The sequence below is a fragment of the Glaciimonas soli genome (genome assembly GCF_009497155.1).
GTDB classification, from domain to species: Bacteria; Pseudomonadota; Gammaproteobacteria; order Burkholderiales; family Burkholderiaceae_D; genus Glaciimonas; species Glaciimonas soli.
The window spans coordinates 1-24233 of sequence record NZ_WINI01000006.1 but is presented as its reverse complement, the minus strand read 5'-3'; the positions used below and the strand labels follow the sequence as shown (position 1 = coordinate 24233).

At 51.7% G+C, this 24233-nt stretch carries 18 protein-coding genes and 2 pseudogenes; 9 read left to right on the top strand and 11 right to left on the bottom strand.

The annotated features are described in order from the left end of the window. Positions 1 to 475: 475 nt before the first annotated feature. The 4 genes from GEV47_RS11270 (at position 476) to GEV47_RS19705 (ending at position 3347) form a co-directional block, all read left to right on the top strand. Positions 476 to 1174: a dienelactone hydrolase family protein gene (locus tag GEV47_RS11270; RefSeq protein WP_153234881.1), complete on the top strand. Its 699-nt coding sequence runs from the start codon at positions 476 to 478 to the stop codon at positions 1172 to 1174. Between the two features lie 87 nt (positions 1175 to 1261). Beyond that, on the top strand, positions 1262 to 1948 hold the full coding sequence (locus GEV47_RS11265) for a fumarylacetoacetate hydrolase family protein (RefSeq protein ID WP_153234880.1): 687 nt from the start codon (positions 1262 to 1264) through the stop codon (positions 1946 to 1948). 114 nt (positions 1949 to 2062) lie between these two features. Further along, a complete protein-coding gene (locus GEV47_RS11260; RefSeq protein ID WP_153234879.1) occupies positions 2063 to 2923 on the top strand; it encodes a fumarylacetoacetate hydrolase family protein in 861 nt (286 codons plus the stop codon). A gap of 301 nt (positions 2924 to 3224) precedes the next feature. Then, positions 3225 to 3347 (top strand): hypothetical protein, encoded by a 123-nt coding sequence (locus GEV47_RS19705; protein WP_265588505.1) that lies wholly within the window; start codon positions 3225 to 3227, stop codon positions 3345 to 3347. Between the two features lie 703 nt (positions 3348 to 4050). Here GEV47_RS19705 and GEV47_RS11255 read toward each other — a convergent pair. The 9 genes from GEV47_RS11255 to GEV47_RS11220 all read right to left on the bottom strand — a co-directional run bounded on the left by GEV47_RS11255 (position 4051) and on the right by GEV47_RS11220 (position 13855). After that, entirely contained in the window at positions 4051 to 4272 is a 222-nt protein-coding gene (locus GEV47_RS11255; RefSeq protein ID WP_153234878.1) for a hypothetical protein, read from the bottom strand. Between the two features lie 245 nt (positions 4273 to 4517). Next, positions 4518 to 6068 carry an OmpA family protein gene (locus tag GEV47_RS11250; RefSeq protein WP_194270651.1) on the bottom strand — a complete coding sequence of 517 codons (1551 nt, stop codon included), beginning with the start codon at positions 6066 to 6068 and terminating at the stop codon, positions 4518 to 4520. A gap of 168 nt (positions 6069 to 6236) precedes the next feature. Continuing rightward, entirely contained in the window at positions 6237 to 6482 is a 246-nt protein-coding gene (locus GEV47_RS11245; protein ID WP_153234876.1) for a GlsB/YeaQ/YmgE family stress response membrane protein, read from the bottom strand. A gap of 241 nt (positions 6483 to 6723) precedes the next feature. Next, on the bottom strand, positions 6724 to 6873 hold the full coding sequence (locus GEV47_RS19540) for a hypothetical protein (protein ID WP_228124674.1): 150 nt from the start codon (positions 6871 to 6873) through the stop codon (positions 6724 to 6726). Between the two features lie 138 nt (positions 6874 to 7011). Then, a complete protein-coding gene (locus GEV47_RS11240) occupies positions 7012 to 7290 on the bottom strand; it encodes a hypothetical protein (protein ID WP_153234875.1) in 279 nt (92 codons plus the stop codon). Between the two features lie 151 nt (positions 7291 to 7441). Further along, on the bottom strand, positions 7442 to 11110 hold the full coding sequence (locus tag GEV47_RS11235; RefSeq protein ID WP_153234874.1) for a DUF748 domain-containing protein: 3669 nt from the start codon (positions 11108 to 11110) through the stop codon (positions 7442 to 7444). Positions 11111 to 11194: 84 nt separating this feature from the next. After that, on the bottom strand, positions 11195 to 11944 hold the full coding sequence (locus tag GEV47_RS11230) for a septal ring lytic transglycosylase RlpA family protein (RefSeq protein ID WP_153234873.1): 750 nt from the start codon (positions 11942 to 11944) through the stop codon (positions 11195 to 11197). Further along, on the bottom strand, positions 11941 to 12225 hold the full coding sequence (locus GEV47_RS11225; protein ID WP_153234872.1) for an HU family DNA-binding protein: 285 nt from the start codon (positions 12223 to 12225) through the stop codon (positions 11941 to 11943). The genes GEV47_RS11230 and GEV47_RS11225 overlap by 4 nt, the downstream gene beginning before the upstream one ends. 271 nt (positions 12226 to 12496) lie before the next feature. Continuing rightward, on the bottom strand, positions 12497 to 13855 hold the full coding sequence (locus GEV47_RS11220) for an MFS transporter (protein WP_153234871.1): 1359 nt from the start codon (positions 13853 to 13855) through the stop codon (positions 12497 to 12499). A 223-nt stretch (positions 13856 to 14078) separates the two neighbouring features. Here GEV47_RS11220 and GEV47_RS11215 point away from each other — a divergent pair, with 223 nt between their 5' ends. From GEV47_RS11215 to GEV47_RS11195, 5 genes are all read left to right on the top strand, one after another. Further along, complete coding sequence (locus GEV47_RS11215) at positions 14079 to 15425, top strand: FAD-dependent oxidoreductase (RefSeq protein ID WP_153234870.1); 1347 nt, start codon at positions 14079 to 14081, stop codon at positions 15423 to 15425. Positions 15426 to 15444: 19 nt separating this feature from the next. Then, the gene (gene ilvD / locus GEV47_RS11210) at positions 15445 to 17124 is read left to right on the top strand and encodes a dihydroxy-acid dehydratase (protein WP_228124673.1); all 1680 of its coding nucleotides are present in this window, start codon (positions 15445 to 15447) and stop codon (positions 17122 to 17124) included. Between the two features lie 69 nt (positions 17125 to 17193). Further along, entirely contained in the window at positions 17194 to 17916 is a 723-nt protein-coding gene (locus GEV47_RS11205; protein WP_153234869.1) for a GntR family transcriptional regulator, read from the top strand. Between the two features lie 472 nt (positions 17917 to 18388). Continuing rightward, on the top strand, positions 18389 to 18718 hold the full coding sequence (locus GEV47_RS11200) for a hemagglutinin repeat-containing protein (RefSeq protein ID WP_153234868.1): 330 nt from the start codon (positions 18389 to 18391) through the stop codon (positions 18716 to 18718). Positions 18719 to 18739: 21 nt separating this feature from the next. Next, positions 18740 to 20002, top strand: a complete 1263-nt coding sequence (locus tag GEV47_RS11195; protein WP_228124684.1) for a hemagglutinin repeat-containing protein — start codon at positions 18740 to 18742, stop codon at positions 20000 to 20002. 775 nt (positions 20003 to 20777) lie between these two features. Here GEV47_RS11195 and GEV47_RS19930 read toward each other — a convergent pair. Beyond that, a pseudogene (locus GEV47_RS19930) lies at positions 20778 to 20945 on the bottom strand (YadA-like family protein); the annotation flags it as partial. An 18-nt stretch (positions 20946 to 20963) separates the two neighbouring features. Then, positions 20964 to 23786 (bottom strand): annotated as a pseudogene (locus tag GEV47_RS19855) (ESPR-type extended signal peptide-containing protein); the annotation flags it as partial. Positions 23787 to 24233: the final 447 nt, after the last annotated feature.

Here is a 24233-nt window from a genome sequence, read left to right as displayed (position 1 = left end):
CGAATGAGCGGGTGGCGATCAGACGCGCCGGGTACTGACAATGGAATTGTTAACAATGGTGTCTTTGTGCGATAAATGGTAATTAACATTAATTAACATATTGTCATTCATTTGAATGCGGACTAAAATTAATCTGCATTTAGTTTTTCGTTTTCTGTATTTCGTTTTCTGTATTTCGTTTTCTGTATTTCGTTTTCTGTATTTCGTTTTCTGTATTTCGTTTTCTGTATTTCGTTTTCTGTATTTCGTCTTCCCCTAAGTACTTAGCCCGCTGCCGAAAGGTTTGCGGGTTTTTTTGTGTTGAGAGCATCGCTAGAAGGGAGGCGAATGGTATTTTTTGAGTATTGTTTTATAGTTACAAATCACTTCCACACGGGTGGTCAATCTACGGTGCGCGCCAACAGCTAATATCGCTCGACGCGGACGTCGGTATTAACCGGCGCTGCTTTTTACATTAAAACTAAAGGAGTAAAAAATGAACGGACATTGGATCGATATCCCGACCGCAGGCGCTAACGGATTTAGCGGCTATCTATCTTTGCCACCGAGCGGCAAAGGACCAGGTATTGTCCTGTTGCAAGAGATCTGGGGTGTCAATACACATATCCGCGCAGTAGCAGACCAATACGCTTTGGCGGGTTACGTCGTGTTAGCACCGGACATATTCTGGCGTTTGTCGCCACGTGTTGATCTAGCTTACGACGAGAGCGGCAGCGCTCAAGCGTTTGGGTTCTATCAGAAACTCGATACTGCCCAGGCGACGGCAGATGTGGTGGATGCTGTTGCAGCATTACGTAATCTTCCTGAGTTAGAAGGAAAGGTCGCTACGTTAGGATATTGTTTAGGCGGTCAACTTGCCTACCGCGCTGCAGCGCTGAGTGACGTCGATGTAGCAGTCAGTTTTTACGGTGGTGGTATTGATCAGCATCTGGAACTCGTTGACCGAATTACGCAACCCATCTTGTTCCACTATGCATCCAACGATAGTCACATCACACAGGATAAGGTTGTATCGGTGAAAGCTGCGTTTACAGAAAAGACGAATGCGATCTTTTTCGACTACCCAGGTACCAATCATGGTTTCAACTGCTGGGGCCGTATCAACATGTATAACCAGCGCGCTGCTGCGCTTGCGACAGGGCGGACACTGACGTTCCTCGCCGAACATCTCTAAGCACTGGCATCTGGTCATGCATGGATTCCCATGCATGACAAATTCTTTCACCATGCCAGCTCACTCAGTTTAACTACGGAGATTTTTATGCAATTCGCCTTTCCCCCACAACAAGCAGTTGTCCCGATTGATGGTAGCGACACACTTTTTCCAGTGCATCGCATTTACTGCGTAGGCCGTAATTACGCCGAACATGCGAAGGAGATGGGACATAGCGAGCGCGAAGCGCCATTCTTTTTTATGAAGCCAGCCGATGCGGTTTTACCCGTGGCAAATGGCAGCGTCGGTGAAATGCCTTATCCATCGCGCACACAAGATTTGCATCATGAAATTGAATTAGTCGTTGCCCTGAAGAGTGGTGGCAAAAATATTCTCGCTGCAGATGCGGCAAACCATATTTTTGGTTACGCTGTTGGTCTCGACATGACGCGCCGTGATTTGCAGGGAGAGGCTAAAAAACAAGGCCGCCCTTGGTCTACCGGTAAAGGTTTTGATTATTCTGCACCAATCTCATCGATTCACCCTGCCTCAGACCTTAAGACGAAAGGCAGTATTCAACTTGTCGTGAACGGTCAGGTACGACAACAAGGTGATATTGGTCAAATGATTTGGAGCATTGCCGAAACCATAGCCCATCTTTCTACTTACTTCGAATTACGTGCGGGCGATTTGATTTTTACCGGTACGCCATCGGGTGTTGCGGCAGTGGTAAAAGGCGACGTGCTTGACGGTAGTGTTGAAGGCGTGAGCGGACTGAAGATACGTCTGACTTAGTCGTTCTACTTAGTACGACGTATTTTCAAACAATAAATCTAATCATCATTTATTTGTAGGGGCTTTAAAGAGATATTAAATTCCACATATACGCATCAGCAACAGGAGCATATTTTGAAATTATTACGTCACGGCCCCAAGGGCCAGGAAAAGCCAGCAGCGATTGACGCAAGTGGCAAGATTCGCGATCTGTCATCAATCATTAGTGATATCACCCCGGAAGTATTGTCACCGGAAGGTTTGGATAAATTGCGCGCACTCGATCTGTCTACGTTGCCGGAGATAACAACCCCACAGCGCATCGGAACGCCATTTACTGGTCTTGGTAAATTTGTATGCGTTGGACTTAATTATATCGACCACGCAGCCGAATCGGGCCTGGCGGTGCCGGTCGAGCCAGTGTTGTTTAATAAATGGTCATGTTGCTTTGGCGGTCCGAACGATCCAATCGTCATGCCTAAGAATTCCCTTAAGACCGACTGGGAAGTTGAGTTGGGCGTGATCATTGGCAGCAAAGCGCGCTATGTCAAGGAGGAGAATGCGCTTAGCCATATCGCTGGATATGCGGTGGTTAATGACGTATCCGAGCGCGAATACCAGATTGAGCGCAGTGGGACCTGGGATAAGGGCAAAGGCTGCGACACCTTTGGGCCGGTGGGTCCTTGGCTGGTTACAGCCGACGAAGTTGGTGATCCACAAAACCTTTCCATGTGGCTGGACGTAAATGGCAAGCGCTGTCAGAACGGCACCACCAAAACGATGATTTTTAATGTCGCATTTTTAGTGCATTACATCAGTCAATTTACTACACTTTATCCTGGCGACATTATTTCAACTGGTACACCCCCGGGAGTAGGAATGGGACAGAAGCCACCAGTCTTTCTGAAAAATGGCGATGTCGTGCGACTTGGTATCGAGAAACTAGGCGAGCAACAGCAAATTGTTCACACATGGAACGAGGCCTTGCTTGATTAACGGTCTTGTCTGTTGCCGAGAGGGCGAGCGGGCGGCAATTTAACGCATTGCGCTAATCGTCAGTGCTCAGGCGTGTCCAGTTTCCTCCCATAAAATCCTAACTTTTTGTGACAGAGATTAATGTACCGACGCTCACATAAAAACAACTTCTTGCGCAGCCGCCTGACCGTATGCCGGGTTCACATGCGTATTGGTTTGTAACGGCTTGTATTAGCTGTCAACTGAATATCTCCAGCGGCGTTTTAAAGCTACCGCTGAAAAAAATGCGGATTGTGAAACTCAACCATTCTAAGAATTGAAAATGAAAAAACTACTTGGTATCGCAGCACTCATGCTAGCATTTACGCCGTTCGCGCAAGCGCAGCCCTTCCATCACCACCATCATCCTGTAAAGCACCACCACTATCATCATCATCACCGCTGATCAACATGTAATTTTTCGCAAATGCACCGGCCGTAAATGCATTCGTAGTGTACGAGCCGGTGCACTCATAAATTAAGCATTGATAGTGTGTCGGCAGTTAGAGTTATCGACTTGATTCATTATGCCCATTACTCGCGTTTGTGAGTGTTGCGAGTAGATCTTGGTTGTCGTAATTGTGTGCCTGATAGTGGGTTTGTAGAGGCCCGTAGTAACCTTCAATGATTATTTAGTTCAGATGGCAGTAGCTCTTCGATGCGAAGGCAGGGCATATCTGGAAGTTTGAGAAGGGTGTAGAAAAAGGATGTCATTTCCGCTGTGCCTTGTTTTTCTCTGGCTCGACGATGTGGATGATTTGATCGGCAAGTGTTAGGTGGCGCGTATCACTCGTGGTCGTGGCACGTTTAACAATTGCAATGCAGAAAAAGGGAAGTATAAATACCTAGCCATCGGCATAATCAATCATGGCGATGACGAACTGCGTGCTAAGAGTGGTGAAATGGATTACCGGCACGACGCCATCTGTTTATGCCTACTTTTTCTGTCCATTGTTGAGAGAATCGACCTTATACGCATTTGACTTCGTTAAGCGGAATGTTATAGATGTAAAATTCTCTGCGCTACGGCTCTTGCAATGCATAGGGCAAGAGCGTACGACGAAGCGAATAATGCAAACATGGTCATGTCTGCATTATTCGTATTCGGATTACTTGACCATATGGCCGCCTTTATGATGCGGACCGTGGCCACCTACGATATGCATGCCATTGCGATGGTATGACTTGACATAATGACTGCCTTTTCCGTGCGGACCATGACCGCCAACGCGATGCATCCCCTGGTTTGACGCTTCTGCAGAACCTGCCGCAGCAAGCACCGATGTACCAGCAATTAAAATTGCCACAATGGTTTTGTTAATTTTGAACATTGTTATCTCCCTAAAATCGCGCTAAATTGCGCCAATGCGGCATGATTGCCTCAATTTGAAAATTTCATCATCTACAAAATTTTTACAATCCCCGGATACCCGTGGACTTCATACCGTCACTCATTTCTTCTCGATATAAATCAAAGCGCCAGGCACGGGGTTCGTTAGGCGTTGGTTCGCATTAATCACCATTCACCGAATCTATCCCCGCGCTAGCATCTTTTTTTAATGTCCTTCTCAATTTACTAGTTTTCGATGAACTCAATTCGACGGTTTTGGAAGCGGCCAGCAGCAGTGTCGTTGTCGCCCACAGGTTTGGAATCACCGTATGCTTTAGTTGTGAACGCGCTAGCAGCTATGCCTTTAGACACAAAGAAATCACGCACAGCATTGGCACGCGTTTGCGATAATTCCATATTGACGGTGGAAGACCCTGCATTATCGGTATGGCCGCCGATTTCGAGCTTTGCATCCTTGGCGCAATCCTTGATAGCCGTCACCGCCTTGCTAAACTCCAAGGCATCTTCCTTCGGAATAGCAAAGGAACCGGAAGCGAAATTAAATGCATAGATATTCATCGCTTTCACCACATCGGCCGTCGTGCAAGTACCTGGTTTCAGTGCAGCTAATGCATCCTCAAATTTTTTCTTGCTGTTGGCCATGGCTTCTGACAGATCAAACAAAGAAACAGTGTAGGCACTACCAAAAAGGGTTTTGGTTTTATCTAGCAAGGCCAGTTTAGGATCAGTTGCAGCGCCACCTATTTCAATGTTGTTGCCTTTGATTGTCAATTCTGCGTTCGGCATTTTAATGGTAGGTAATAAATCAGGTAATTTGCCAGTCCAGTCAGCAGGCTTAGTCGCCGAATCAACTTTAATGTCGGCGCTAAGCGCATCGCCATAAATCTTTTCCAAGTCGCCCACAATCACGACTTTTTCAGTTTCGCTGCCTACGGTGGCAACTACCGTGGCCTTACCGTCTTTATCTGTGGTCAACGCCAGTACAGGTGACTTATCAGGTGCGGCAGAGACCGCAGCAGGCGGCGTTACGACCGATGCTGATGCTGGCGTCGATTCTTTATTGCAACCGTGCATAAAAAATAGCAATACAGCCAAGGCCAACAACAACCAGAGCCACCACAATTTTGCCAGGCCTGATTTTTTTTCGGGTGCTTTGCTAGCGGCACCTTGTACCATTTGCACATGAAAGGCCGACAATGTGTTTTTGAGCTTGCTGCCAATGCCGTTGAAAAATGCAGCCACGGTACCCAGGCCTAACACCTCCCACACGCCCTCAGGCAATTTCCCCTGAATGAACGGTACTTGGTGTTCGAGTGTAGTAATTAACGTATGCTGTCCGTTGTGACTCGCTTGCAAGTGTTTTTTGAGCAAACCAAACAGGGTGGCAGCGGTCACGCTCGTCATCGATGCTACGGTACTGATCCCCACACCGGTGTGCTGAGCCACGGCGTTTGTTACATCCCTCGCCTTGTCGCCGAGCAAGTGGGTAGTGTGTTCCTCACCGATTTTTCCTAAATTACTCAGAGATACTGGGTTGTCCATGACACTGGCTAGGTTTGCGCCAATGTTAGGGTCAACTTTAGGTGACATGATGGCCGAATATAGCGCGCGAGCTCCCTCAGGCGTGTCAGCCTTTTTCACAACAGAGCCAATCAGGGTTGGTACCAAAGTATCAAAGACGGTCGTCGCTTTGCTGGAGTCAATCCCATAATGGGCGCTCATGCGCTCAATCACTTGGCCGCCCAGTGCGGTTTGCGTAAGTTGTAGTAGGTTCATACTCATCTCAAAATTTTTCCAAAAGGGGCGTTGCGTTATCTAAATTTGTGAATGCGGTATTGGCAACGGATTACTTGTGAGCACAACGCGTGCACCAACAAAATTAACCGGCCTCTGGTGCAATTTATGCGAGGCTTACCTATCCCTCGTTTGTGCTTTCAACACCACTTAGGCACTTTTGATCAGGCGCAGAATGAATAACAGGATCACGGCGCCCACGGTGGCAGTCACAATCGATGCCAACAGGCCATCGCCGATGTGAATCCCCAATACTCCAGACAACCAACCGCCGATAAAAGCACCGACGATGCCAACGATGATGTCAACCAACACACCGAAGCCACCGCCTTTGACGACAACCCCTGCTAACCATCCTGCAATCGCACCAACTATTAACCAAGCAATAAAACCCATGACATTTCCTTTTAAGTTTTCAAGTTTTTACATCTAATATTGCGCGACAAGCATAACGCAGGTGTCATCAAGAAATAATTACGGAATTGTTAAAAATAGATACAAATCAGGTGTGCTGTTGAATTAAAAAATGACACGCTAAACATGATTTCATGGGATGAAGTTTTTCGAACTTGCAATTGCGTTGTCAATATTTTCCACCATGCACGCGTGCTTATTCTCTAGATTGGATTGCGATTGTTTAGCCCGTAATTCGCTGATCTGCCAGCGCCAAATGTGCAGCCTCCGCTACGCTCAGTGCGCTCAGAGATTCCGGCGGGAAGGCGAGCGCAACCGCCTGTTTCATGATGTCGTATTTGGGATCTTTGAAACGCGCCAGCAACAGATCCAAATTGCGGTCGCTAAGAAGATTGAAAAATCATGGAAGCCTTCCCAGCACCGAAATGGCTGATTGAAAAAACTGTCGCAGTACTATTAAGATGCTGATCGTGACCGATGCCAGCAGGCTGTCATGAGCTGGGAAATGACGTTAGCTGATCATCACTGCCGAAGCAGCGAACTGCAGCGTTTTCTTATAGGCAGGTAAGCTCGGATGCGTAAAATTAGCCAATTTATTTAGCCGATTTTTGAGTGCCAATAGATTCGCACGCGACTCATCAGTTTTGATTGTCGAGCAGTAAAAACGAGCTTCATTGATGATAACTTGAACAGCTAGTTCGACGTTATCGCCATAGAGTGCCAATGCGGCCAGCGTTTGAATTTTATTGATGCACTCGTCAATTAAGTCGCTTTCGCGTTGAACATCCATTTTGAATTTCAGAAATTAGGGTAATGCAGAAAAATCGCGGACCAATCTTAGAGAACGGTCCGCTACCTGTCCATCGTTCGAGATGGTATTTCACAAGAGTTATCAAATTTCATTTGGAAACGTATATTCGGAGAAGCAATTTCATACATTCTTATTCCAAAGCGAAATCGACACGGTTCGGTGCACCCTTGTCTTTGATACCATCAGCGGTTAGCTTCGGAGCGATCAAGAAAATTCGCTCTAGCGGGATTTTCCCCTTGGTTTCCAGATACTTTAGGACTGCTTCAGCACGGAGCGTGGCGAGGGCGCTGAGGGCATCCTGGGAGATCGGCGTATTGGCGACGATCAATTTTTCCATTTCCGCGGTTGGCAGCGATTTGGCGAAGCCGATAGCGTTGCGCGGCTTGTCGAACTTACCGGCGCTGTACACCTTGCCCATGTATTTGTCCTTATCGGCGGCGGTCAGTGTGACGTCATCCGATTGTGTATCTTCGCTCTGGTCCACCGAATCCTTTTGTTTCAGCTTCTCCAGCTGGCGGTTGAGAATTTTTTGGCGTACGCCGTCTGTGTCGGTTTGCGGATCGACGCGGCCGATCAGATCCAGTTTCAGGGCAGGGCGATCATTGAGCGCCTTGGCGATGATGTCCAGTTTGCCTTGGGTGGCGGTGCTCAATGTCGCCGATCCAGGTGGGAATTCCGCATAGCCTAGTTCATCGCCACCGCTGCCACCGAAGGCCGAGCTGATCAGCGCGAATGGTGAAGTCACGGCTTTAGCGATGAGATTGATGAAGATGCGGACGATGATGCCGCCTATCGAAAATTCCGGATCCGACAGAGTGCCGGAAATCGGCAGATCGATGTTGATCTGGCCGTTGCGGTCCTTCAACAACGCTACTGCCAGCAGCACCGGCAGCTTGGTGGCAGTCGGGCTGTCGATCTTGTCACCGAAAGTGAGTTGGTCGATACGTACATTATTCTGCGCTACCAGTTTATCGTTCTCGATGTGATAGCTGATGCCCATCGATAGCTTACCCTTTTCGATGGCGTAGCCAGCGTACTTCGCTGCATACGGCGTCAAGCGTGGTAATTCGACGTTCGTGGCGCTGGCTTTGATGTCGAGGAACATCGGCTTGAACAAGGGATTCAGGGAGCCGGAAATGGTGACCGGCGCATCGTTGTCGATCTTGCCGTTAAGGTCGATCGGCGCTGGCGCAGGCTTGTCGGAAGCGATCGCGCCGATGGTACCGTTCATGCCGGTCATGTTGGCGGTATAGTTCGGCTTGACGAAGTTGTCGGTGTAGTTGATGTTGCCGCCCTTGATGACTACCTGCCCGATCTTGATCAACGGCGCATTTTCCTTTGGCGGCGCGACAGCGATGGGGGCGCTAGTGGTCGTGTTTGCGGTAGGCGGCGTGGTGACTTTCGGCGTGCCTTGGCCCATGCCTTCGCCCGCCTCGGCGGAAGTCAGGGAGGGTGCCGGTGCGCCGGGCGGGGCGTTTTTTGACACCACGATGTCTTGCAGATTTATCTTGGCCGTCTCGGACAAGATGATGCGGGTATAGAAGTCGCTCAGGGCGATCTTCGCCAGTGCAACGTTCTGGTGCGGGCCGTCGATATTGGCATTGATGCCGCTGATGTCGAGCATTTTCCACTTGAGGAAATCGGCAGAGGTCTCCTTGTCGAGCACGCGGAAATTGGCCAGCAGCAGATTGCCGTTATAGCCGATCATCATTTCCTGGTGGTCGCCAGGTATCGTCAGCGATAGTTTGCCTTTGGTGCTGGCCAGGCCAGAGCTCAGTGTCACGTTCAGGAAGTCGGTGAAGTAGGGCTGCAGCGCCGGCACTGACAGGTTTTGCGCATCGATATCGAGCGCCACCGATTTCAAATGGGCGGCAATTTTGCCGTCGACCGCCAGTTTACCGTTCTTGCTGAGCTGGGCGTGCAGTGCGACCTTGATCGGCTTGTCGAACTTGCTGGAGACATTCTCTGCACTCAGGTTGAGACCGCTGGTGCGTAGTTTGACTGCAGGCGTCACTGTATTGTCGAGGTAGGTCACGCTGCTGTCGGTGACGGCAAACTGCGTCACATTAGCGACCCAGTCCGGCCCGCTCTTCTTGGCAGTTGCGTTCGGCGCTGCCTTGGCCAGCGTGCCGGCCGGCACAAGGAATTGCTGCAGATTCAGTTCACCCTGGGCATTGCGCCTGACATCGCCTTGGATGCCAGCGATACGGAAGGCATTGGCGTTGAAGGTATGTGCTTCGGTGTCCAGGCTGGCGTTTTCCAGGCTGATTTTCTTGGCCGCGATGCTGCCGCTGGCGCTGTTTTTTGCGGCGACCTTGAGATCATCCACATCGATGCCCAACTGACGCAGCTGGATGCGACCGCCCTCGATCGCGAGCAAGGTATCCAGCGACAATTGGCCGGACAATAACGCTGCCAGCGAGCGGTTGACATAGGGCTGATAAGTCGCCAGCGACAAGGCCTTGATACTGGCTTTGCCGGCCAGCATCGCCTTGGCCGGTGTGATCTGACCGATGAACTGGATGTGCCGGTCGCTGTCGCCGCCAGTGGAGAGCGTCAAGGTGGCAGGCGTGGCGTCAGCCGCCATCGACAGACGGCTCGCCTCCAGGGCGACATTCTTGACTTGCAGATTCAGCGCCGGCGATGCATTGGCTGCGTCCTGCCAATTCACTATGCCGTCGTGGATGCTGAGCTTGCCCAAGGTTAGCGGCGGATGAACGGCGGCGCTTTTCTTTAACGCATTCTTGACGATTTTCTGCTTGGCGGCCGGCGCGTTCAATGTCGCCCAATTGAGGCTGCCATTGGCGCTCAGGTTGACCCAGACTTCCGGCTTCTGGATCTCTATCTGGTTGAGCGCGGCGGCACCGGTAAGGATATTCAGCTTATTGATCTGGGCGCTGATGAATTGCGCTTTCAGTAGCGGCTCGGCGTTCTTGTCGGCCAACGCCAGATCAGCCAGCCGCAAGCCGCCGGACAGCACGACCTCCGGCCGGTTTTTGTTGCGGACGAAGGTCAAATCTAGCGTGGTGGACAGCTTGGCGCTCTGGATCAACAGCGGCAGAGCGACCGGGGAAAAGGCGACATAGCTGGCGACATCCAGCTGGTCGATATCGATCGCCAGCGAGGTTTCCTGGCTGCCGGCAAACGGTTTGCTGCGTCCCTTGAGATAGAAGGGGGTGCCGTTGATCTTAGCCGATACGTGCGGCTGGACGAAGGTATCAACCTTGCTGGGGAAATTCGAGACGTAAGGCAGGTCGATGTTCAGTGTTTCGATGTCGACCAGCTTGCCGGTTACCTTGTCGTTGAACTTGATGGCGCCGTTTTGCAGCTGGATATTCGAGACCGAAAACAGGGCTGGCTTATCGCTCTTGGGCATCGCCAGGATGCGGTCGATGATATCCGAAAAATTGTAGCGGCCGATGCCGTCGGCGCTGGTGCGCACGATATGCAGCTTAGGATTGATCAATTGGACTTCATTTAGCACCGGTGCCAGACGGAACAGTGAAGCAAAGGAGGTATTAACCAGCAGCGTGCCGGCAGAAAAGGCCGGGGTGGTCTTGTCAGGTTCGTACAGCGTGAAATCGGAGGCTATGAGTGTGAGAGTGAACGGATTGAAAGCGAGTTTGCCTACGCTGGCCTTACGTCCTATCTGGGCTTCGATCTGTTGTTCAACTATATGCTTGGCGACCGGTGGTACCACCAGCCAGCTGATCAGCGCCAGCACCAGAACGACGGCGATGGTAATGCCGGTCCAGCGGATGGCGCGTGGAAGCCAGGAGGGGCGAGAGGGCTTTCCCATTTAATTCCTTGAGAGTAATGATTTTCACAACATGCCGTTAGGCCGCATTGTTAACGCATTTATCAAAAATCGAGAGCGGATCGATCACTTGTCGTCGTAATGGATCTTCTGTTGTGCTTTATCTGCTGACGCATCGCCGGCATCAACCGCACCGTGAAAACCATCTCCAGCTGATACGTCGATTCCGGCATCAAGCTGACGACGAACCCAACTGACTTCGCTATGCGATAACTGGCGGACTTCGACCTGAGTAGTACCGCTGCGAACGAAACCCAGTTGTTTTGCAGCCGCGTAAGATACATCGAGAATTCGCTTGTTACTATACGGCCCGCGGTCGGTCACCTTAAGCAGAGCCATCTTGTTGTTACGGATATTGCGCACCAGCACCCAACTATGCAACGGCAGATTAGGATGTGCCGCCGTCATCGAATTCATATCGAAGCGCTCGCCGTCCGCCGATTTACGGCCACGAATACCTGGGCCATACCAAGAGGCAATACCGCGTTGGACGACGTCACTTCGATTGAAGCGTAAGCGTATATCCCCGTCAAGATGACAGCTTTTCCTGGGCGTTATTGTATGTTCGTGCAACAGATCCTTCTCATTTGAGGCATCAGGAATGGGCGGTGACGTCGATTTGCTGTAGGAATACGAATGGGGGATAGCTGTGCCTGAAACAGAGGATATTCCATCGGCTCCTGGCACATCTTTTGGCAGATCGTACACGGAAGGTTTTTCTGGGAGACTACCCGCTCCAGCCGGAATAGTGACGCAGGTTGCCAGCAAAAACGAACAAGCCACAAGAGCGATTTCAAGCAGCTTGTTTGATATCATTTTTTCTTTTTGTTTACCGCATCTTTGAATCCCTTGCCAGCCGTGAATTTCACGGTTTTGGCGGCGGCAATCTTAATTTCTTCACCAGTGCTTGGATTGCGACCAACGCGCGCGGCGCGTTTGCCAGAGGAGAACGAACCGAATCCGATCAATTGAACACTGTCGCCTTTAGTCACGGTCTTGATCACATGCTCAATCACCGAATTCAATACTCGTTGCGCGATGGCTTTCGAGATGTCGGTATCTGCAGCAATGGCATCGATCAATTCAGATTTATTCATAGTGTTACGTCCTTTTAAAAGTTGTGATTTGCAAATTCAAGCGGTGTATTTGCTTTGAACCCGCAACCTAAGTTAAGGCAGAATCTATTTCAATGCTACGAAAAAACGTTTATCAAAGCATGGATTTTTCAATTGTTCACATTCAGCGTTGTCCATTGGCACACGAGCCTGAGCAACGGCTTTAACCCAATATGAATTTTTAGATTCGGAAATTCTTGCGGCGCAACGTCCGACGTCCGAACGTTGCGTGCTTTGTATACTACTAAATGCCTTAACTGTTTCTAAGAGTATTGGTGCGAGACCTGCCTGCCTCCAAAAGGTTTTTAACGTGCGCAGTTTCTTGCTTGTCGGTTCGGATAAATCCTGCCGCGATTACTCCAATGACGACACAGAACGCAATGAAATACCAACCATTCGAATAATCTTTCACACCGCCGTTGATCACCACCAGCGCGGCGAATATTTTTGCAGAAAATGCGGCCACTGTATAACCGGCACCGTTAATAAACCCCATAGCCTTGCCATACACCTCGGGTGTAAAGATTTCGGCGGGTACTGCCAGGAACGGTCCCCATGCCATGTTGCCGAAAAAACCCATGCCGCATAACGCAAGCAGTAACAAGGACTGATCGGCTTGCTTCAAGGTCGCTAGCAGGATAATGAAAGGCGCGAGCCCGATAAAACACGTCAGGATCATGATGCGGCGATTGCCTTTGAAAAGTTTGTCTGACAGGTAGGAGGAGGTAAAGCTGCCGACCGCGCCTGCCATAAAATACATCGCACTCCATAAGCCCATTTGCTGCAGTTTGAAGCCGAACACGTCAGTGAGATACAGTGGTACCCAGATCAGAGCACCGTACAGCGTGATTTGCATGACGATATCGACGAACAATACTGCGACGTAGCTGCGGTTTTTGAAAAAATCACGGAATCGGATTGGCGTGTCACCAAGAATGGTTTTCTGACTGTCACGGTATTCCCCTTTCTTGATCGTGCCGGCCTCGATTTCATCGGCATAGGCATATTCAAGATCGTCGACAGTGCTTTTTGCATATTTCTCAGGCCGATCATGTACCACGAATACAATCAATAGCAGCGGAATTATGCCAAGCGAAGCGGTGACGAAGAACACGATACGCCAGTCATGCGCGTGAGCCGCCCATTGCGTTGCCAATACACTGGCCCAGGCCGGCGTCAATATCCACGCCCAGGATAGGAGCGCCTGCGCGCGCGCGCGCCCATCTTTGTTGAACCAGCGCATCAAAATACGCGCAGAGGGCACATATTCCGTGCCAACTAAAAACCCAAATATGGCCATGCGCCACAGATATTCTTCACGTGAATGCACGAAGCCCATCCAGGCGGTCATTACCGACCAGGCTACGATCGAAAATATCAATACTTTTTTGGCGCCGAATTTATCAGTCAGAATGCCCGACACGAATTGTGCCGGGCCGTAAAACAATAGCATCAAAAAAGCACCGGTCCCGATATCTCCAGTGCTAAGTCCCAGGTCGGCTGAAATCAGTGGATTAAGCACATTGCTTTTTACACGGTCCAGATACTGAATGCTGTAAGCGATGAATAAAACGATTGCAATGATCCAACGGTACGGAATGCGCTTGCCCATTTCCGTTTCTCCTTATATTTATATTAGTCGGTCTACTTGATTGAACATTTATTACAACCAGTCTGTGTCGGCTGTCCACCGCAACTAGCTACGTTGCACCTTTACTGGAATACAATTGTCAACATGCCATTGATATGTTAGCAGTATGTTGATACCATATATGACGATGTTTATCATGTCAATAACTTGAATTCAAGTGGATCATTTTTGTAAGGAACAGTAGATGCGCAATCCAAACCTGTTTGCAGTACAAGACAAGCGGCCGGAATCCTTAGTGAAAACCGACGTACTGATAGTAGGCGGTGGCGCGGCCGGTGTTGCAGCTGCCGTTACAGCTGCCCGGCAGGGATGTCGGGTAACGCTGGTGGAGCAATACGGCTTTTGCGGAGGCGGTGCTGTAGCAGGTCTGTCGGGTACGGTCTGCGGTTTGTACAAGGCCAGCGACAGTAATGCGCCGCCCGAAAAAATAGTCCATGGATTTATCGACGATTTTATTGATTTGATGGAACATAAAGGTGGACTCGCCGCCCCGGTCAAATACGGCAAAACTTACACCCGCGTGCATGATCCGCTGGTGTGGCGGGAGGTCGCGGACGCGTTAGTGAGGGATGCGGGAGTTCAGGTGATTTATCACGCTACGGTGACCGATATGCTGCTCAATGGCGAGCATGTCGGCGGTGCGATGGTGTATACGACGCAGGGCAAGCTTCGTATCGAAGCAGCCATTACGATCGATGCTAGCGGGGATGCCACTCCAACCGCGATGGCCGGTTTTTCTACCGCAATGGGTGATAACGGTCGAGTGCAAAATCCGACCATGATTTTTCGTCTGCTAGGTGTCGACGTCGAGCGCTTTCTTGCGTGCTACGGCAACGACACCATCATGCCGGCAGAGGTGTCACAACTGATCGCAGCCTGCGACGGCCATGGATATGCTCTTCCGCGTAACAAGATATGGTTGTTTCCAACCACACGCCCCGGCGAATTACTCGCCAACTGCACGCGTATTACAGGACCCGATGGCCGCGAATTGAATCCGGTTTTTTATCAAGATTTTACCGATGCCGAATTTGAAGGTCGTTGCCAGGTACGGGAATATGCGCGCTTCTTTCGCGATAAGCTGATCGGCTGCGAGGGTAGTTGGGTCAACGACACCGGCGTGCAGGTTGGCGTACGACAAAGCCGTCAGATCAAAGGAGCCGCCACGTTGCGCAATGTCGACATTCTGCGTGGTGAAAAATTCAGTAGCGGCATCGCCCGTTCGCCGTGGCCGATAGAACTGCACGCCGGCGCAAGGCCGAAAGTCGAATGGTTGCTGGACGATTATTACGAAGTGCCGTTTGGTTGCTTTGTCCCGGAGCGCGGTGAAGGGCTCCTCGTTGCAGGTCGCTGTCTATCAGCCGAGCATGAAGCGGTCGCTTCTGCGCGGGTCACAGCGCAATGCTTTTCATACGGACATGCCATCGGTCATGCTGCTGCTCTGGCCGTCAAAGAAAATATTCCTTCCAACCGCATCGTCGGAGAAGACATACGTCTGTTGCTTAATCGCGATGGAGCCCAACTTGACTAAGAGAAAAGAGGAAACAGGAATGACAAAAAATCTTCGCAGCATCTTCGAACCAGGCACCACCCGTTGGGCAGTTCGGCGCGCACAATGGCTGGCCATGGGCTATTCGGAAGAGGATTTCGATAAACCAAAAATCGCCATAGTCAATTCGTCCAATAAATTGTCCGTGTGCTACCAGCACCTCGATCAGGTAGCGGAGATCGTTGCGGATGCAATCCGTGCTGCCGGTGCAATCCCGCTTGAAATTCGTACCGTGGCGCCATCCGATTTCATCACCAGCGCTGGCAAACAGGGACGTTACCTCATGCCATCGCGTGATCTGTTGGTCAACGACGTTGAAGTACAAGTTGAAGGTGCCGTGCTGGACGGCATGGTGATGCTGGCATCCTGCGATAAAACCACCCCGGGTCAATTGATGGCCGCCGGACGCCTCGACATCCCCAGCATCGTCGTCACTTGCGGCTACCAGCTTGGAACGCAATGCGGTGAACATCATGTCGATATCGAAGAAGTATATAAAGCAGTGGGTTCGGTCAAGGCCAAGAGCATCACCCTGACCGATCTGACCGAAATGACCAAGTGCGCGATTCAGGGACCTGGAGTTTGCGCCGGGTTGGCTACTGCCAATTCGATGCATTGCATGGCAGAGGCATTGGGCATGACGTTAACCGGCAACGCGCCGATACGCGCCAATAGCAGTCGTATGCAATCATATGCTCGCGCAGCCGGAGCCAAGATTGTCGAATTGATTCGAGATGATATTCGTCCGCGCCAAATCATGACCGCGGCAGCATTTCGGAACGCGGTGCGGGTAGCCTGTTCTATCGGCGCATCAGTCAACGTGGTCCGTCATTTAACGGCGATTGCAGCGGAGAGCGAATGCAAGATCGACATTATCCGCGAGTTCGAAGTTGCGGCGATGCAACTTGGACAAATCACGCAAGTACGTCCCAACGGCCCTGATCGGATCGAAGATTTGGAGGCTGCCGGCGGCTGTTCGGGTGTCATGAAACAACTGACAGATGTGCTTGAAACCGGCGTATTGACCGTCACCGGAAGAACGCTAGCTGACAACCTGGCCGAAGTTGGAACTCCCGACGAAAAAGTGATTCGCCCGACCACCAACGCCTTCCGCGACGAACCGGGTCTGACCATCATTCGCGGTAACCTGGCACCGGACGGCGCCATTGTGAAGCTGTCGGCGGTACCGGTTCACGTGCGTAATTTCAAAGGCAAAGCCAACGTATTCGAAGATGAAAACGTCGCAATTGCGGCGCTGGAAACAAAAACCATTCAGCCGGGCGATGTAGTGGTGCTGCGCATGCTAGGACCCAAGGGTGGCCCCGGCACGGTCTTTGCGGCATCTTTCATGGCGGCATTGGTGGGGGCAGGGCTGGGCGCTACCGTTGCAGTGGTGACAGACGGTGAATTATCCGGACTCAACAGCGGCATAACGATTGGACAAGTAATGCCAGAGGCTGCCGAGGGCGGACTTTTGGCAGTTGTTAAAAACGGAGATATTATAGTCATTGATCTGAATAACAGGGCAATTACCCTGGATGTCCCGGTATCGGAGCTGGAAGCACGGCTGGCTGCATTGCCGGCACGTCCGCCGACTACAGAAAAAGGCTGGCTGGCGATGTACCAGACATTGGTGCAACCGTTGTCAAAAGGTGCGGTCTTGGGGAGGCGCGAATATTAACGCGATAAAATAGCGATCCTGGCGGGTACTGTAAGCTCGCCGGGTTCACAATAACAAAACCGGAATTGTATGAAGAATGATCTGCCCGTAATAACGAGTGAGACGGGCCTGGAAGAACAAAGTTTTTTTAGCCAGGCCTACACCACAATCGAAAAATTAATCGTTACATTGGAGCTGAAGCCAGGGCAGGTAGTGTCGGAAAATATGCTGGCTAATTTACTCGGCTTGGGACGCACACCTGTACGTGAGGCATTACAAATGCTTGCGCGTGATGGGTTAGTCGTTATTTTTCCGAAGCGTGGCATCGTCATTTCGGAAATGGATGTCAGCAAGCAGTTGCGCATGTTGGAAGTACGGCGCGAAGTCGAACGTTATCTGGTTGGTGCTTCCGCACGCCGTGCAAGACCGGAAGAGCGTCAGCATTTTTTGACGCTGGCCAAGGACATGGACCGTGCAGCTAAAACTAACGATGGCGAAGCATTTCTGGCGATGGATCTCGAATTTAACAAACTGCTGCTGAGCACCGCGCGCAACGAATTTGCGGTTTCGGCAATGCGATTGATTCAGGGTTTGTCTAGTCGTTTCTGGTTTGCGCATTATCGTGATTCGGCAAATTTACCGGTCGCCGCCCGGCTACATGCTTGCATAGCGCGTGCTATTGCTGAAAGCAATGAAGAAGAGGCCTGCATATGTCTCGACAAACTGCTCGACAATGTCGACGAGTTTACACGCTCGACGCTTAATCCGGATAGGTCGACGCGGCCTCCCTACCAGCAATCAAGGAAGCGTTGATGTGATGTGTAACTCAAGCTTAAGCAGAAGGGCTTGGTTCATGAGTCAAAAGTAAGTGTCAAAACCATCCACAAGAAATTCATTGCGCTTTGCGAGCAGGACGGTATCACAAGTCAACAGCACCCGTTGAATTCCATATTGCTGAGTCTGTGCTAATACAGATAAGAGCTGCGTCGTGTTACGGCTTCCCCATCAAGGCTGGCTCAATCCAGTCTTCCAACGCCTGCGCTGAAGATTAAATACACCGCTTTTAACGCGGCTCACCACAACATCAAATCTTCAAGCTGCGCGGGAAAATCGGTTGCAACTGATTGACGCGATTTGACGCATTTTGTGTGGGGGTTTTTGAGCAGCGAGAGTTTGACTCGCGCGTAGGCATTATTTTCTTGGGAAAAATCGTTGTTTTATCGTTACAACGCGATACAAAAAGTCGCGAATTTGCAGCATGAAAGGTGAACTTTTGTAAAGTCCAATGGCGCAGGTCAGTGCTGGCGGCAATGCGGTGCAAGTGACGGCTGGCAACGATATCACGGTACGCGGCAGCGGCATTGCGGCGATCAATGATTTGAACATGAACGCTGGCAACAATGTCAATATTCTGGCCTCGCAAAGCACGGAGACGGATACGGCGTTGCACCAGTCCACCAAATCGGGCTTGATGAGCAGCGGCGGTATCGGCTTTACGGTCGGTAACCGTTCGCAAGACGCGACCCAGACCAGTAGTGCGGTGACCAACAACAGCAGTACCGTTGGCAGTATCAGCGGTAACGCCAATATCAACGCTGGCAATACCTACAACTAGAGCGGCAGCAACGTCATTGTGATGCAAGGCGACATCGGCGGCGTCGCACAAAAGATCAACGTCACGGCGGTCAATGACACCAGCACTACGAACCAGACGAGTGCCTATCAACAGAGCGGTCTGACATTGGCGGTTTCTGCGCTGGTGATCACGGCAGTGCAGGGTATACAAAGCATGGCGTCGGCGTCTAGTAAAACCGATGACACCTGCATGAAGGTGCCCGCTGGTGCGGCAGCAGCATCGACTGCTTACAACGCTTACAGCGCCGCTGCGGCGGGAGTGGCCGCAGGGAAAAGCCCTGCCACTGGCGTGACGATCAGCTTAACGGTCGGCTCTTCCAGCAGCAACAGTCAAAGCACGCAAAGCAGCAGCACGGTGGTCGGCTCCAACGTCAAAGCCGGTGGCAATGTCATGATGACGGCCACCGGTGCGGGACAAGCGAGCAACATCGATATCATCGGCAGTAACATCAGTGCCGGCCAAAATGCGTTGCTCAAAGCCGATGACGACATCAATCTGCAAGCGGCGCAAAGCACCGATACACAGCAATCGACCAGTTCCTCAAAAAGCGGCGCGATCGGCGTTGCGGCCACGTATGGGCAAAACGGCTGGGCCTTTGGCATTACCGCCAGTGCTTCCGGCAGCCGTGGCACCGGCAATGGCACCGATGTGACCAATGTCAACAGCAACGTCTCAGCCGGCAATACGTTGGTACTGTCGTCCGGTCATGACACCAATCTCCAGGGTGCGGTAGCCAGCGGCAATCAGGTGTTTGCCAATGTCGGCACCAGCGGCCAAGGCAATCTGAACATCCAGAGCCTGCAAGACACCAGCACCTATACCTGCAAAGACCAAAGCATAGGCGGCACCGTCACTATCGGCTATGGCGCGTCCGGCAGCGTCAATGCCAGCCAGAGCAAGGTCAATGGCAATTACGCCAGCGTCGGGCAGCAGTCCGGCATCAAGGCTGGTGACGGTGGCTTTATTGTGAACGTCAACGGCAATACCGATTTGCAAGGCGGGGTGATTGCCAGCACGGCGACGCCAGACAAGAATCTTCTAGTGACGCAAACGCTCACGCCCTGCGAACGTTACCCCATTAATGATTTGTATAGGGAACTGATCAACGCCGGGAGCCTTACTCCTTTACGGACGCTTGCAACCAAGTATGCGGTACCTGTCACGACGATTAAATTGGCCCTTGCAGAAAATTATGCCGTGGATCCAATTGACAAGTTCCCGATTCAGGATAGCCACGATCCATTTCGGCGCCGCCGCGTTTAATTTCAGACAGCTATAATGTTGTCGCCTAAACGTCGTGGATCGACACGAATGACGATCGAGATGATGCATACGATGGCCGTCGACCGCGGTGGTCGCTGGCTTTCGAAAATCTATGAAAACGTGCACTCGAATCTTGAATGGGAATGCGCAAAAAACACCGATGGCACGCTACCCCGAACAACGTTAAACGCGGAGCCTGGTGCGGCATTTGTGCAATAGACGCTACGCGCGGATCACTATCCGATCTTTTGAATATTACGAAGAAACGCGGCGGCCGCTGTCTTTCTGAGCACTACCTTAACGCAGCAGCAGCACTCCAGTTCGAGTGCGCCTAAGGTCATCGCTGGCAAGGTTCAGCGAAAATCGTACTTGAAGGGCATTGGTGCATGCTTTGCTTCCACGATAGTCAAGGAGCGACGCTACAAGAGATGCGCGAAATTGCCGCCAGTCGTGGCGGCCAGTGTCTTTCGGACGCTTATCTGAGCAACTATAATCCGCTGCGATGGCAGTGCGCCAGCGGTCACGAATGGAAGTCAAATCCGCTCGATATCAGGAAGCACTGGTGTCCCAAGTGCGGCGACGACAAACGGCGCTTGGGAATTGAGCGCATGCGTTCACTTGCATCTGAGCGCGACGGTCATTGCCTGTCCGATGTATACATAAATGCGCATATCTATTTGACGTGGCAATGTGCAAACGGTCATTTCGGGCACCGCTCCTCCCATTGGGACAAGCGGTGCCACCTCTTTGGTCACACCATACTATATTTGAATAATCACCATCCGAAATTTGCACCGGCGCCGTAGGTGGCCTGACTACCGCTGACACCTGCACCTATCTTGAAGCTTAAATTCTCATTAACTCGGCCTTGTACTGCAATAGCAACCGCCGCCTGATTAGCATAATTAGCAACTCCCAACCCAACTGAATAATTCTTATTGTTAGGTATTTGTGGAATCATCGTAATCGCCGTTGCCGCGGCAATCCCTTGATTAGCCTTCTGATTAACTTGATTAAGCGAATTATTCAAATTATTCATTGAATTGCTTAACTGAGAAACGTTAACCGCATCCGTTGGATTGATACCGGCCGCCACGTTAGTAATACGGCGCTCACTGCCAGGAGATCCGACAGATACTGTATTGGCTTCAGCCGCTATCGAACCGGCACCCAGCGCCACCGAATTGGTTCCGGTGGCTTGGGCACCGGCGCCGGTCGCGACAGAGTTATTGCCTGAAGCCAGCGAATTCTGACCAATCGCGACAGTAGGATCGCCAGTCGCCTGGGCGTTATTCCCGATCGCCACCGATCCGGCCTGCGAAGCTACCGCACGGAAACCTACAGCTGTAGTATTGGTGTCGGTTGCCTGTGCGTTCGAACCAAATGCCGTTGCGCCTGCTTTGGTCGCCTGTGCACACAAACCTGAACCGGTTGCGTCGATGCCCGACACTGTGCCGCACGTTGCCGGATTCACATTGCTGACCACCGTGCCGTTAGCGCCGCGCGTCTGCACCGTGCCGTCGCTGTTGGCGCCGCCAATGGTAGTGGCACCAATCGTCGCACCATTAGCTGTAGCAGCACTTGATGCATCTGCGAGAGGCTTCAGCGACGTCGACAATGAACTAAAGCTCGTCATGCTTGTCGTCAGCGACGTCAGTTGTCCCAGCCCGGTTGATATCGAAGCAACACCGCTTGACAAAGAATTGATACCGCTCACGGCGGTGCTCAAGCCGCTTGAAGTCGAGGTCGACAACGACGATACGCTGCTGTTGGTGGTGCTCAGACCGGTCGACAGCGAATTAATGCCGCTTGCTGCCGTGCTCAAACCAGTCGATGTCGATGTCGATAACGCGGACACATTGCTGTTGGTTGTGCTCAGCCCCGTTGACAATGAATTTACGCCGCTTTGCGCCGTACTGATCCCGGTCGAGGTCGAGGTCGACAGCGAGGTCACGTTGCTATTGGTCGTGCTCAAGCCGGTTGACAGCGAATTGATGCCGGTCGCCATCGAGGTAGACAAGGACGATAACTGATTGAAATTCACCGCATCGGTTGGATTCACACCGGCAGCCACATTGGTAAGAGTCACCGGCGCCGTGGCGCCAACTCCACCCAGAGTAACGCTGGTGTGGCCAGAGTTATCATACTGAACCGAGTTGGCAACCCCTGTCGACAGCGACGACACATTGTTATTGGTCGTGCTCAACCCAGTCGACAGCGAGCCGATATTGCTGGCGTTGGTGCTGATACCAGTCGAAGTCGAAGTCGACAGCGAGGTCACGTTACTGTTGATGGTGCTCAACCCTGTCGACAGCGATGTTACGTTGCTGTTAGTGGTGCTCAGGCCAGTGGACAACGAACCGATGTTGCTGGCGTTGGTGCTGATGCCGGTCGAAGTCGAAGTCGACAACGAAGTCACGTTACTGTTGATAGTGCTCAGGCCGGTCGACAGCGAACCGATGTTACTGGCGTTGGTGCTGATGCCAGTCGAGGTCGAAGTCGACAACGAGGTCACGTTACTGTTGGTTGTGCTCAGGCCAGTGGACAGCGAACCGATGTTGCTGGCGTTGGTGCTGATGCCAGTCGAAGTTGAAGTCGACAGCGAGGTCACGTTGCTGTTGGTTGTGCTCAGGCCGGTTGACAGGGAAGTGATGCCAGTCGACGCCGAGGTCGACAACGAAGTCACGTTGCTATTGGTTGTGCTCAGGCCGGTTGACAACGAACCGATGTTGCTGGCGTTGGTGCTGATGCCAGTCGAAGTCGAGGTCGACAACGAGGTCACGTTGCTGTTAGTGGTGCTCAGGCCAGTGGATAACGAACCGATGTTGCTGGCGTTGGTGCTGATACCGGTCGAAGTCGACGTCGACAACGACGTTACGTTGCTGTTGGTTGTGCTCAGACCGGTCGACAACGAACCGATATTGCTGGCGTTGGTGCTGATGCCGGTCGAAGTCGACGTCGACAACGAAGTCACGTTGCTGTTGGTCGTGCTCAGCCCTGTCGACAGCGAACCGATGTTACTGGCGTTGGTGCTGATACCGGTCGAAGTCGAAGTCGACAACGAGGTCACGTTGCTGTTGGTTGTGCTCAAACCGGTCGACAGCGAACCGATATTGCTGGCGTTGGTGCTGATGCCGGTCGAAGTTGAAGTCGACAACGAGGTCACGTTGCTGTTAGTGGTGCTCAGGCCGGTTGACAACGAACCGATGTTGCTGGCGTTGGTGCTGATGCCGGTCGAAGTCGAAGTCGACAGCGAGCTCACATTGCTGTTGGTCGTGCTCAGGCCAGTCGACAACGAACCGATATTGCTGGCGTTGGTGCTGATGCCGGTCGAAGTGGAAGTCGACAACGAGCTCACATTGCTGTTGGTTGTGCTCAGGCCAGTAGACAACGAACCGATATTGCTGGCGTTGGTGCTGATACCGGTCGACAGCGAACCAATGTTGCTGGCGTTGGTGCTGATGCCGGTCGAAGTTGAAGTCGACAACGACGTTACGTTACTGTTGGTTGTGCTCAGGCCGGTTGACAACGAACCGATGTTGCTGGCGTTGGTGCTGATACCGGTCGAGGTCGAAGTCGACAACGACGTTACGTTGCTGTTGGTTGTGCTCAGACCGGTCGACAACGAAGTCACGTTACTGTTGGTTGTGCTCAAGCCAGTGGACAACGAACCGATGTTACTGGTGTTAGTGCTGATACCAGTCGAAGTTGAAGTCGACAACGAACCGATATCGCTGGCGTTGGTGCTGATGCCGGTGGAAGTCGACGTCGACAACGAAATCACGTTACTGTTGATAGTGCTCAGGCCGGTCGACAGCGAACCGATGTTACTGGCGTTGGTGCTGATACCGGTCGAGGTCGAAGTCGACAACGACGTTACGTTGCTGCTGGTTGTGCTCAGACCGGTCGACAGCGAACCAATGTTGCTGGCGTTGGTGCTGATGCCGGTCGAAGTTGAAGTCGACAGCGATGTTACGTCGCTGTTAGTGGTGCTCAGGCCGGTTGACAACGAACCGATGTTGCTGGCGTTGGTGCTGATACCGGTCGAAGTCGAAGTCGACAACGACGTTACGTTGCTGTTGGTTGTGCTCAGACCGGTCGACAACGAACCGATATTGCTGGCGTTGGTGCTGATGCCGGTCGAAGTTGAAGTCGACAACGAGGTCACGTTGCTGTTAGTGGTGCTCAGGCCGGTTGACAACGAACCGATGTTGCTGGCGTTGGTGCTGAT

Excerpts from the sequence above, each read along its gene's own strand:
- ilvD (WP_228124673.1), top strand. The coding sequence starts at position 15,445 with ATGACAAAAAATCTTCGCAGCATCTTCGAACCAGGCACCACCCGTTGG.
- GEV47_RS11250 (WP_194270651.1), bottom strand. The coding sequence starts at position 6,068 with ATGAACCTACTACAACTTACGCAAACCGCACTGGGCGGCCAAGTGATT.
- GEV47_RS11200 (WP_153234868.1), top strand. The coding sequence starts at position 18,389 with ATGGCGCAGGTCAGTGCTGGCGGCAATGCGGTGCAAGTGACGGCTGGC.
- GEV47_RS11220 (WP_153234871.1), bottom strand. The coding sequence starts at position 13,855 with ATGGGCAAGCGCATTCCGTACCGTTGGATCATTGCAATCGTTTTATTC.
- GEV47_RS11215 (WP_153234870.1), top strand. The coding sequence starts at position 14,079 with ATGCGCAATCCAAACCTGTTTGCAGTACAAGACAAGCGGCCGGAATCC.
- GEV47_RS11225 (WP_153234872.1), bottom strand. The coding sequence starts at position 12,225 with ATGAATAAATCTGAATTGATCGATGCCATTGCTGCAGATACCGACATC.
- GEV47_RS11265 (WP_153234880.1), top strand. The coding sequence starts at position 1,262 with ATGCAATTCGCCTTTCCCCCACAACAAGCAGTTGTCCCGATTGATGGT.
- GEV47_RS11240 (WP_153234875.1), bottom strand. The coding sequence starts at position 7,290 with ATGGATGTTCAACGCGAAAGCGACTTAATTGACGAGTGCATCAATAAA.
- GEV47_RS11255 (WP_153234878.1), bottom strand. The coding sequence starts at position 4,272 with ATGTTCAAAATTAACAAAACCATTGTGGCAATTTTAATTGCTGGTACA.
- GEV47_RS11245 (WP_153234876.1), bottom strand. The coding sequence starts at position 6,482 with ATGGGTTTTATTGCTTGGTTAATAGTTGGTGCGATTGCAGGATGGTTA.
- GEV47_RS11230 (WP_153234873.1), bottom strand. The coding sequence starts at position 11,944 with ATGATATCAAACAAGCTGCTTGAAATCGCTCTTGTGGCTTGTTCGTTT.
- GEV47_RS19705 (WP_265588505.1), top strand. The coding sequence starts at position 3,225 with ATGAAAAAACTACTTGGTATCGCAGCACTCATGCTAGCATTTACGCCG.
- GEV47_RS11195 (WP_228124684.1), top strand. The coding sequence starts at position 18,740 with ATGCAAGGCGACATCGGCGGCGTCGCACAAAAGATCAACGTCACGGCG.
- GEV47_RS11205 (WP_153234869.1), top strand. The coding sequence starts at position 17,194 with ATGAAGAATGATCTGCCCGTAATAACGAGTGAGACGGGCCTGGAAGAA.
- GEV47_RS11235 (WP_153234874.1), bottom strand. The coding sequence starts at position 11,110 with ATGGGAAAGCCCTCTCGCCCCTCCTGGCTTCCACGCGCCATCCGCTGG.
- GEV47_RS11270 (WP_153234881.1), top strand. The coding sequence starts at position 476 with ATGAACGGACATTGGATCGATATCCCGACCGCAGGCGCTAACGGATTT.